Below are 10225 nucleotides of genomic sequence, written 5' to 3'. Positions count from 1 at the left end.
CGCATCTGCGTCAGGAACCAGATCGCATCGGAGTAGAACGGATAGGTCGCATGATGACGGAAGAACACATTGAAATCCGGCACCTCGCGCTTGTCGCCCTTCTCGTACATATCCGTTGAACCCCCGCCCGGTCCCGGGCGCCGCGGACCACCCCAAGACAGGAGAAAGCACGATGCAACCACTACCCGTTACCGTCGCGGTTACCGCCCTTGCGGCGGGTCCCGCCCTGGCTCATGGCGGAGCACACGTTCATCCGCATGGGGCCGGCCTCTGGCTTGGCATTGCAGGGCTGGCGGCGCTTGCCGCAGGCGCAGTTCTGGCCTGGAGGCGGAAGTGATCCCGGGAGAGCTGTTCCCGGCCGAAGGCACCTTGACGCTGAATGCAGGCGCCGAAGCCACCACTCTGATGGTTGCCAACACCGGCGACCGGCCGGTCCAGGTGGGCAGTCACTACCATTTTGCCGAGGCCAATCCGGCGCTGGATTTTGACCGGTAGGCGGCCCGCGGCCGGAGGCTCGACATTGCTGCGGGCACCGCCGTGCGGTTCGAGCCGGGGCAGCGGCGCGAGGTGCAGCTGATCCCGATCCTCGGCAGGCGCCGGGTGTTCGGGTTCAACCAGAAAGTCATGGGAGCACTCTGACATGCCGGTACAGATCCCGCGCAGCGATTATGCGGCCATGTACGGCCCCACCACCGGCGACCGGCTGCGGCTGGCGGACACCGATCTGATCATCGAGGTGGAGCGCGACCTCACTAACTATGGCGAGGAAGTGAAGTTCGGCGGCGGTAAGGTGATCCGCGACGGCATGGGGCAGGCGCAGGCTACCCGCGCCGAGGGGGCCGTGGATACCGTCATCACCAACGCGCTGATCCTGGACTGGACCGGCATCTACAAAGCCGACGTTGGCCTTAAGGACGGGCGCATTGCCGCCATCGGCAAAGCGGGCAACCCGGACACCCAGCCGGGTGTTGGTATCATCGCCGGCCCTGGAACCGAGGTGATCGCGGGCGAGGGGCGCATTCTGACGGCTGGCGGTTTTGACAGTCACATCCACTACATCTGCCCGCAGCAGATCGAGGACGCGCTGCATTCGGGCATCACCACCATGCTTGGCGGCGGCACCGGCCCGGCGCATGGCACGCTGGCAACGACCTGCACGCCCGGCCCCTGGCACATCGGCCGCATGCTGCAGGCTGCGGATGCCTTCCCGATGAACCTCGCCTTTGCGGGCAAGGGCAATGCTTCGCTTCCGGCCGCACTGGAGGAACAGATCAACGCCGGCGCCTGCGCGCTGAAGCTGCACGAGGACTGGGGCACCACGCCCGCCGCCATTGACTGCTGCCTCGGCGTTGCCGATGTGATGGATGTGCAGGTGATGATCCACACCGACACGCTCAATGAATCCGGGTTTGTCGAGCACACCGTGAAGGCCATGAAGGGCCGCACGATCCACGCCTTTCATACCGAAGGCGCCGGCGGCGGCCATGCCCCGGACATCATCAGGATCTGCGGCGAGGAGCATGTGCTGCCGTCCTCCACCAACCCCACGCGCCCCTTTACCGTCAATACGGTCGAGGAACACCTCGACATGCTGATGGTCTGCCACCATCTGGACAAGTCGATCCCCGAAGACGTGGCCTTTGCCGAAAGCCGCATTCGGCGCGAGACCATCGCGGCGGAGGATATCCTGCATGACATGGGCGCGTTCTCGATCATCGCTTCGGACAGCCAGGCCATGGGCCGGGTCGGCGAGGTGATCATCCGCACCTGGCAGACCGCAGACAAGATGAGGAAACAACGCGGGCGCCTGGCGGAGGAGAGCGGCGGGAACGACAACTTCCGCGTCCGCCGGTACGTGGCGAAATACACCATCAACCCGGCGATAGCGCATGGTATCAGTCACGAGCTTGGTTCCATCGAAGCGGGCAAGCGCGCCGATCTGGTGCTGTGGAACCCGGCGTTTTTCGGCGTGAAGCCTGAAATGGTCCTGATGGGCGGCACCATCGTCTGCGCCCAGATGGGTGATCCCAATGCCTCGATCCCTACACCGCAGCCGGTCTATTCCCGGCCGATGTGGGGCGCCTATGGTCGCTCGGTCGAACATAGCGCTGTCACCTTCGTGTCGGAGGCGGCACAAGCTGCGGGCATCCGCAGCAGCCTCGGGCTGGCCAAACAGACCGTGGCAGTGAAAAACACCCGCGGCATCGGCAAATCCGCACTCAAGCTCAATGCCGCGACCCCGCGGATGGAGGTCCACCCGGAAACCTATGAGGTGCGGGCGGACGGCGAGCTGCTGACCTGCCGTCCTGCCGCGGAACTGCCAATGGCCCAGCGTTATTTCCTGTACTGAAATTGAGCACCGGGAGAAAAACATGAGTAAAGTCACAGCACCGCGCCACGTTCGCCGCAACCAGGCGGCGAAAAACCTGGCCCGCGCTGCCGGCTGGGCATACCCTTTGCCTCAGAGGGAGGAGTTCACTGGAAAAGGAGTGATCTCCAATGGTAGCAATTTCACACATCATCACCGCCAGGCCGGAGTTAGCGGGCATCCTGCGCCGCTGTTTTGCAGCCGCGGGCAATGCATTGGTCGCTATTGCGGAAGCGGATTCACGCATGCGTGCCGTGCGGCAGTTGAACGCGATGAGCGACGAGGAACTGGCCGAACGGGGCCTGAGGCGCGAGGACATCGTGCACCATATATTCTCGGACAGGTTCTACATTTGAGGCCGTTGGCCTTCGGCACAGGAGCGTACGGATGAACGCGCCTGTGCTGACTGCCCGGGCATATCATGGCCACGCTCATGCCGCCGCCCCGGTGGACCGGGTGGTGCTGGATTACGAAGCCAGGTTCCTGCGCCGCAAGGTGCTGCAGACCGAAGGCGGCGGCCGCCTGCTGGTTGACCTTGCTCAGACCACTTCACTGGAGCACGGTGGCGTGCTGGTTCTGGAGGACGGCGGTGAAATCGCCGTCGTCGCCGCTGCCGAGCCGCTGCTGCAGATCACCGGAACGGGGCTGCTGCGGCTGGCTTGGCATATCGGCAATCGCCATACCCCTTGCCAGATCGAAGGTATCCGACTGCTGATCCGCCGGGACCATGTGATCCGCGCAATGCTGGTTCAGCTGGGCGCTACAGTGGAAGAGGTGACGGAACCCTTCACCCCCGAAGGCGGTGCCTACGGCCACGGGCGGACCCATTCCCATGAACACGGCCATTCCCTGCATCACGGACGGGAGCACGGCCATGAGCACTGAAACCGGACCAGTGGTGCTGCTGCAGTGGCTGTCACCGGCTTATCCGGTTGGCGCCTTCGCCTGGTCCCACGGGCTGGAAGCTGCGGTTGCCCGCAAGGAGGTGACCGATGGGGCAGGGCTGGAAGCCTGGTTGGGTGATCTGTTGCTGTTTGGCAGTGGCCGCGCAGATGCAATTCTGCTGGCCGCCGCCTGCCGTGCCGAAGACAAGGCCGCGCTGGCAGCAGTGGACGCCACCGCCCGCGCCTTTGCTCCCTCCCGGGAGCGGCTGGCCGAAACGGTCGAACAGGGAACTGCCTTTTGCCGGGCTACGTCCGAAGTCTGGGGCGACAACCTGCGTGATCTGACCTATCCGGTGGCGGTCGGCCGCGCCGCCCGCATGTATGGGCTGCCGCTGGACCTGACGCTGGAGATGTTCACGCACGCATTCGTTTCCAATCAGGTCGCAGCGGCCCAGCGGCTGCTTCCGGTTGGCCAGATCGAAGGCCAGCGCATTCTGAAAAACCTTGGCCCGCAGGTATCCGATGCAGCGAAGAACGCGCTCACTTCGGACCTGTCCAGCCTCTCCAGCGCCTGTTTTGCTGCGGATGTCGCCTCGATGGTTCATGAAACACAATATTCAAGGATCTTCCGGTCATGACTTCTCCCCACGGTCCATTGCGGGTTGGCATCGGCGGCCCTGTCGGCGCGGGCAAGACCACGCTGACCGCCCAGCTTGCCCGTTGTCTGTCGCCGCATCACTCGATCGGGGTGATCACCAATGACATTTACACCCAAGAGGACGCCGAGGCGCTGATGCGGATGCAGGTGCTGCCGCAGGACAGGGTGATCGGGGTTGAAACCGGCGGCTGCCCCCATACTGCGATCCGCGAGGATGCCTCGATCAACCTTGCCGCGGTGGCAGAAATGGAGCGGCGCCATCCGGATGTGGAGATCGTGCTGATCGAAAGCGGCGGCGACAATCTCTCTGCCACCTTCAGCCCTGAGCTGGCCGACGTGACGTTGTACATGATCGACGTCGCAGCGGGTGAAGAGATCCCGCGGAAGGGAGGACCGGCGATAACCCGCTCTGACTTGCTGGTCATCAACAAGACGGATCTGGCGCCCTATGTCGGTGCATCGCTCGACGTGATGGCGCGTGATGCCGCGCGGATGCGCGGATCGCTCCCCACCGTGTTCACCAGCGTGCGGCACGGCAAGGGGATTGCCGAGATTGTCCGCCATCTTTGTGCAATCGGCGGGCTTACTTTCGCGGTCCCGCTGTAGCGGTTTTCCCGCTGCCGCCCCGCCGGCATTTGACAGCCCTGGCCCGGCTGCGAAAACATCGGACCGTGCCGGAGAGTTTTGTCCGGAGCATTAGACAGGAGCTGTGACTGCAAGTGACCCATGTAACCACCGCATTCGACGCACGACTGGCCGGGCTGCTGCAGCAAATATACCCGGACCACGACACTGCGCAGCTCGCGGCACGGGTCGTTTCAGCCTTCTGGCCCGAGGGCACGCACCGCCGCAAGCGCGGCCGGAGGCCGGGCAACCGGCTGTGGTCCGAGCGCGACGCGGTTCTGATCACCTATGGCAACTCGCTGCAGGATGGCAGCCACAAACCGCTGGACGTGCTGTACGATTTCCTGCTCAGCCGTATGCGCGGGGTGGTCAACGGCGTCCATATCCTGCCATTCTTTCCCTATACCTCGGACGATGGCTTTGCGGTGACCGATTACCGGGCTGTGAACCCGCAGCTGGGAGACTGGGAGGACATCACCCGGATCGCGTCGCATTTCCACCTGATGTCAGATCTGGTGCTCAATCACGTGTCCAGCCAGGGCCATTGGTTCAATGAGTACCGCCAGGGCAATGCCCCCTATGACCGCTACTTCTATGAGGCCAGCCCTGATGACGACCTCTCACAGGCAGTGCGCCCGCGTACCACGCCGCTGCTGCAGGCCGTCGAGACCCGCAGGGGAACCCGTCATGTCTGGTGCACTTTCACCCATGACCAGGTTGACCTCGACTTCACCAACCCGGACGTGCTGCTGGAGATGCTGGGCATCATCCGCCTGCACATCAGCAAGGGGGTGCGGATCCTGCGGCTGGACGCGGTGGCCTTCATCTGGAAGCAGGCAGGCACCCGCTGCATCCACCTGCCGCAGACCCACGCCATCGTGCAGCTGATGCGGCTGCTGTGCGACTATGCGACCGAAACAGTTGTGCTGCTGACAGAAACCAATGTGCCGCGCAGCGAAAACCTGAGTTACTTCGGCAACCGGAACGAAGCGCATGCGATCTACAACTTCCCGCTGCCGCCCTTGATCCTGCACGCCATGCAGTCGGGGACCGCGCGCTACTTGCACCGCTGGCAATCGGCGATGCCGCCGGCGCAGCTGGGCTGTGCTTACCTGAACTTCACCGCCAGCCATGACGGCATCGGCATGCGCCCCGCCGAAGGTGTTCTGCCGCCGGAAGAAAGGGCGCGGATGATAGACGCCGCGCGGCAGGCCGGCGGGCTGGTGTCGATGCGGGCCAAACCGGGGGGCGGCGAGGAGCCCTACGAGCTGAATTGCTCCTATTTCGAGGCGATGCGCTGCACCTTCCCGGGCGAGGATGCGCTGCAGATCCCGAGGTTTCTGTGCTCCCAGACCATCGTGATGTCGCTTGAGGGCATCCCGGCCTTCTATGTTCATTCGCTGCTGGCGACCCCGAACGATCACGAGGCCGTCGAGCGGCGCGGCATGAACCGTGCCATCAACCGGCACCAATGGCATTACCCGGATCTGCTTGAGCGGCTGGACGATCCGCATTCGGACCAGTCGCGGGTGCTGGGGGAGATGAGCCGCCTGCTGAAGCTCCGCGGCCGTCAGCCGGCTTTTCACCCCAACGCAACGCAGTTCACGCTGGCGCTGGACGAGCGCCTGTTCGGGATCTGGCGGCAGAGCCTCGACCGGGACCAATCCATTTTTGCGCTGCACAACGTCAGCAAAGACACCGTGACCGTCAGCCCCACGGCAATCAACCTGATCGAAGGCGACGATTGGACCGACCTGATAACCGGAGAGCGGATTGCACCGGCTGGTCCTGAAATTCCCTTTGCGCCCTACCAATGCCGCTGGATCAGCAACAGGGTCTGATCAGGCCGGATCAGGCGAACTCGTCCTGGTCAGCAACTGCCGCAGCCTTGAGATCCGCCAAGAAATCCGGGTCGGCAGAATGCACCCGGTTCCAGGTCGGAATAAAGGGCGTTTCATGCGGGTTTTCCAGGAAAATATGGCCTGCACGCAGAATGTTCTCAGCGAAAAGCTCGATCGACTTTTCTTCATTATGGCGATCGACTGACAAGCCGTTCATCTTGGCATCGCTGTGATAGCCCTCCAGCAGATCCAGCGCCGACCGGTAGTAGGTCGCTTTGAGCGTTCTGAACACATTTGGTGTGAAAACCGTGCCGTCCGCCGCCAGCTTGCGGATGATCGCCTTGCAGATGTCGGTGGACATGCGGCTGAGGCCGCGCGAGGCATCCTCGGGCGACAATTCCTGGTGCTTGTGGTCATAGGCGTCGGAAATCTCGACCTGGCAGACCGATTTCGGCGCCAGGTTGCGCCAGGCTTCGGACAGCACACCGACCTCCAGGCCCCAATCCGAAGGGATGCGCAGGTCTGCCAGCACATGGGTCCGCATCGCGAATTCCCCCGACAGCGGATAGCGGAAGCTGCGCAGGTAGTCGAGGTAGTCACGGTCGCCGACCACGCGCTTCAGGGCAATCAGAAGAGGGCTTACCAGCAGGCGGGTCACCCGCCCGTTCAGCTTGCCCGCCCCGATCCGCGGATAGAACCCTTTGGACATCTGGTAGGAGAACCCCGGGTTGACAACCGGGTAGACCAGCCGCGCCAGCATCTCGCGGTCATAGGTGAGAATGTCGCAGTCATGGATCGCCATGACCGCGCTGTCGGCACAGGCCAGGAGATAGCCGATGCAGGACCAGACGTTCTTGCCCTTGCCTGGCTCCTGCGGGGCGAGTCCCAAGGTACCGAGCCGAGCCTCCAGCACATGCATCCGCGGGCTGTCGTTCCAGATCACGATGTGATCCTGCGGCAGCCTGGCGAAAAATTTGCGCGCGTGGCGGAATTGCGCCTCGTCCGCCTGGTCCAATCCGATGATGATACGGTGCAAATAAGGCACCTGTGCCAGCTCTTCCACGATGTTCTCCAGCGCCGGGCCTTCCAGCTCGGAATAAAGACAGGGCAGGATCAGGGTGATGCGCCTGGTTTTAGCGTAGACCGTGAGCTCATGCGTCAGGTCCTCAAGGCTGCGCGTTCGCAGATTGTGCAGCGTGGTGATGTTTCCGTTCTGGTGAAAGTCAGCCATCGCTTGCTTCCTCCTTGATCAGATTAAGGTCCTGCAGCAGACCGAGGACCGCGGCGTTCCAGCCGGCAGGACCGGCAAGTTCGGTACGGCGGATGCGCCCTTCCGCTTCCCCCGGCAGGGGCGGCAGATCCGGCCCGTGCGGGTTGCTGACGATAAATCCGACGTCCGCGGCCTGCAGCATTGCGGCGTCATTCGGCGCATCGCCAAGGGCCGCGGTCAGCCCGGCGGAATAGAGCCTTGCCAGATCCCGCAGCCTGTCGGCCTTGTTGCCGCCGAAGGAAAGCGTCAGGAACCGCCCGCCGCGCTGCGCCTGCAGACCGGCAGATTGAGCCGCCTTCAGGAACCGGCCGAGGTCCGCCTCCGTGCCCTGCCAGACACCAGGTTCGCTGAAGTCCCGGGTCCGGGCATTCGGGGCTGACCCGAGCGTGAGGCCGGTAAGATCTGCAACCTCGTGATCGGACATCGCCCCAAAGCCGCGGAAGCCAGGCGGCAGCACTGCAATCCGGTCCAGCAGGTCTGGGTACCGGCTGCTTTGCGAGGCGGTCTCCTCTCCCGCCCCGAGCAGCCCGGCGCCGTTTTCGACAATTGCAGGCCATCTCCCGAGACCCATAGAACGCCTCAGCGGAGCAACTTCAGCCGCCGTCTTGCTGGTGGCCAGAATGACACCCGCCCCGGCCTCCTTCAGCGCTGACAGCGCCGAGCGGCCGGGCTCCCAGCAATAGTCCTCGTGTCTCAACAAGGTGCCATCGAGATCAGAGAATACGAGAAGCGGGACAGCTAGCGTCATGTGCCAAGTATAGTCTGGCCGCGCTGGGATGGAGAGATTTCCGCAGCTAGGCCAGGCGCGGCTGCTGAAATCCTGTTCGCTTCTCTGCTGCCCGCCTAAAGTTCGGGCTTTTTTCATCCGCAGGCCTGGGCCCAAGCCGACAGGGCAGCTTGATCCTAATCACTTAAGGAATGCTCAATCGGGGTATTCTTTCCCGGAAAAGGTGCAAGATGCGCGCAATGATGTTCCGGTAGGCCCGCGAGTCGCTCTGCCTGGAGAACGATCCTCAGCCGGAACCGGAGCCTTGGGACGTTCTGATAATGGTCGAGGCCTGCGGCGTGTGCCGCACTGATCTTCATTTTGCGGATGGCCGATCCTGCCGTTTGCAGAAGTGCCCGATGCCAGAACGCGCCCAGTTGCCTCGCAGATAACAGGACAGACCCCGGTATTGTGAACGCGGCGGAAGAGCGGCTAAGCCGGGCATTTGCGGAGCGAGACGAAGCGCTGCTGGCAGACGTGCTGAAGCCGCTTCCAATCAGCGATGCGCTGCGAGAACTCACAAACCTGCCGCCGGATGACCAAAGCCTTGCGCTGTCGCTGCGGCCTGCGGAGCGTGCCTTATAACCTTACAAGAAGTCCGTCTTGCGACCTGTTCAATAGCACCACTTTGCAAATCGTTTGTCCTGTGTTCCTTCTTTGAACTCCGCCCTGAGATCATCTTTCTGGCTTCATTTCAGGCCCTTAGATTTTCTCACTTCACGCTGAAAAAAGTACCGTCCCGTGCATCATGACGGCAACCGCAGTAGGAGCCGAATGCTCGTTTCATCCGTGCTCCCGGTCAGCAATACTGAACAAGCCCTCGTTGATGTCCAGTTTGGACAGGTTTCTGACCCTAGAAACGGCTTCTGAAAATGGCGCTTTCGGTCTCTGCGTGTTTTTGCTCGAGCATTCCAAGATCACAGCCCCATTTTTGATGAGGCAGATTTAGCGAGTTTCACCGCGGCTCCTGAATTCTTAGACAGATCCAGCAGGAATTTTTTCATACAGCATTCTTCGAGATTGATCTCTTCATGACACAAAAGGCTACAGCCCAGTTGCTGCCAGCCGAACGCTTAGCGGGCGGAATTTAGGTCAGATAGGCTGACTTATTTAACATAATCGGACTTATAGCGCAGAGCGCTTTCAGCGCGGCCCAGGAGACATCTGGGCCGCGGCACCCTGTCTATTGCCGTTTGGAAACAACAATTTGCGAGGTGCCGCGGATGTCCCGAGCTGTCGGAAGGCTCGCGTTGCAAAGAAACGAGGGAATACGTCATGGGCAACAAAGGACATACCCAGCTTGTCAGAGGCGGCCAGACAACACAACACTGGACCCGCATGGCAACGCAGGTGCTCAAGTACAGCACCTCAATGGCCGCCGCCGCCTTCACCATCACATTTCTGGTCCTGGTCGCCCTGAACTACGAGCTGGATAAGGTGCGGCTCACCGGCATCTACTGGATTGCGGAATTCAACGTCGAACAGCGCGGCACTGAACTCCGCGAACTCAACTATGTGAATCTCGGCGGACTTCGCGTGAAGCGCACCGCTGGACAGATCTATGCAGACCCCGATTTACGCAATATCTATGAGCTTTACGCGGCAAATGCCTGGCGCTTTCTCTATTTCTCGCTTCTGCCCGCCGCTGCGGCATTTGCCTTCACCTTCGCTGTCTTCGCCATGGTCGGCCGGTCGCTGAAGGAGGAAGAGCATATCCGGGGCGCCCGCCTGGTTACGGCCAATGAGCTGAAAGCCTGGTCCAGGCGGAAATGGCGCGGCTACGAAAAGCGCTTTGGCAAAGGCTCGAAGACTGG

Annotated in this window: 9 protein-coding genes and 2 pseudogenes; 9 read left to right on the top strand and 2 right to left on the bottom strand. The window is 62.2% G+C overall.

The window, feature by feature from the left end; genetic code table 11:
- Positions 1–333: 333 nt before the first annotated feature.
- From VOI29_RS18515 to VOI29_RS18485, 7 genes and pseudogenes are all read left to right on the top strand, one after another.
- A pseudogene (locus tag VOI29_RS18515) lies at positions 334–639 on the top strand (urease subunit beta).
- 1 nt (position 640) lies between these two features.
- On the top strand, positions 641–2350 hold the full coding sequence (gene ureC / locus VOI29_RS18510; RefSeq protein WP_323782016.1) for an urease subunit alpha: 1710 nt from the start codon (positions 641–643) through the stop codon (positions 2348–2350).
- A 149-nt stretch (positions 2351–2499) separates the two neighbouring features.
- The gene (locus tag VOI29_RS18505) at positions 2500–2724 is read left to right on the top strand and encodes a DUF1127 domain-containing protein (protein WP_323782014.1); all 225 of its coding nucleotides are present in this window, start codon (positions 2500–2502) and stop codon (positions 2722–2724) included.
- Positions 2725–2755: 31 nt separating this feature from the next.
- A complete protein-coding gene (ureE, locus tag VOI29_RS18500) occupies positions 2756–3253 on the top strand; it encodes an urease accessory protein UreE (protein WP_323782011.1) in 498 nt (165 codons plus the stop codon).
- Entirely contained in the window at positions 3243–3890 is a 648-nt protein-coding gene (locus VOI29_RS18495) for an urease accessory protein UreF (protein ID WP_323782008.1), read from the top strand. The genes ureE and VOI29_RS18495 overlap by 11 nt, the downstream gene beginning before the upstream one ends.
- Positions 3887–4516 carry an urease accessory protein UreG gene (gene ureG, locus VOI29_RS18490; protein WP_323782006.1) on the top strand — a complete coding sequence of 210 codons (630 nt, stop codon included), beginning with the start codon at positions 3887–3889 and terminating at the stop codon, positions 4514–4516. Before VOI29_RS18495 ends, ureG begins: the two co-directional genes overlap by 4 nt.
- A gap of 113 nt (positions 4517–4629) precedes the next feature.
- Entirely contained in the window at positions 4630–6375 is a 1746-nt protein-coding gene (locus tag VOI29_RS18485; RefSeq protein ID WP_323782003.1) for a sugar phosphorylase, read from the top strand.
- 10 nt (positions 6376–6385) lie between these two features.
- Here VOI29_RS18485 and VOI29_RS18480 read toward each other — a convergent pair whose 3' ends face one another.
- Both VOI29_RS18480 and VOI29_RS18475 read right to left on the bottom strand, forming a co-directional pair.
- Positions 6386–7606, bottom strand: coding sequence for a glycosyl transferase (locus VOI29_RS18480; protein ID WP_323781999.1), 1221 nt, complete (start codon positions 7604–7606; stop codon positions 6386–6388).
- Complete coding sequence (locus VOI29_RS18475; protein ID WP_323781996.1) at positions 7599–8393, bottom strand: HAD-IIB family hydrolase; 795 nt, start codon at positions 8391–8393, stop codon at positions 7599–7601. The genes VOI29_RS18480 and VOI29_RS18475 overlap by 8 nt, the downstream gene beginning before the upstream one ends.
- Positions 8394–8822: 429 nt before the next feature.
- On the opposite strand from VOI29_RS18475, the gene VOI29_RS18465 reads away from it, so the two are divergent.
- Positions 8823–8996: a hypothetical protein gene (locus tag VOI29_RS18465; protein WP_323781991.1), complete on the top strand. Its 174-nt coding sequence runs from the start codon at positions 8823–8825 to the stop codon at positions 8994–8996.
- 753 nt (positions 8997–9749) lie between these two features.
- Positions 9750–10225 (top strand): annotated as a pseudogene (locus VOI29_RS18460) (TraG); the annotation flags it as partial.

The organism is Leisingera sp. (assembly GCF_034669605.1).
Taxonomy (GTDB): domain Bacteria; phylum Pseudomonadota; class Alphaproteobacteria; order Rhodobacterales; family Rhodobacteraceae; genus Leisingera.
Note: the sequence above shows the minus strand (reverse complement) of the source record. Positions and strands in the feature narration are given on the sequence as shown.

Bases quoted from the DNA above. Each gene is read 5' to 3' on its own strand.
- VOI29_RS18495 (WP_323782008.1), top strand. From the start codon at position 3,243: ATGAGCACTGAAACCGGACCAGTGGTGCTGCTGCAGTGGCTGTCACCG.
- ureG (WP_323782006.1), top strand. From the start codon at position 3,887: ATGACTTCTCCCCACGGTCCATTGCGGGTTGGCATCGGCGGCCCTGTC.
- VOI29_RS18480 (WP_323781999.1), bottom strand. From the start codon at position 7,606: ATGGCTGACTTTCACCAGAACGGAAACATCACCACGCTGCACAATCTG.
- ureC (WP_323782016.1), top strand. From the start codon at position 641: ATGCCGGTACAGATCCCGCGCAGCGATTATGCGGCCATGTACGGCCCC.
- ureE (WP_323782011.1), top strand. From the start codon at position 2,756: ATGAACGCGCCTGTGCTGACTGCCCGGGCATATCATGGCCACGCTCAT.
- VOI29_RS18475 (WP_323781996.1), bottom strand. From the start codon at position 8,393: ATGACGCTAGCTGTCCCGCTTCTCGTATTCTCTGATCTCGATGGCACC.
- VOI29_RS18505 (WP_323782014.1), top strand. From the start codon at position 2,500: ATGGTAGCAATTTCACACATCATCACCGCCAGGCCGGAGTTAGCGGGC.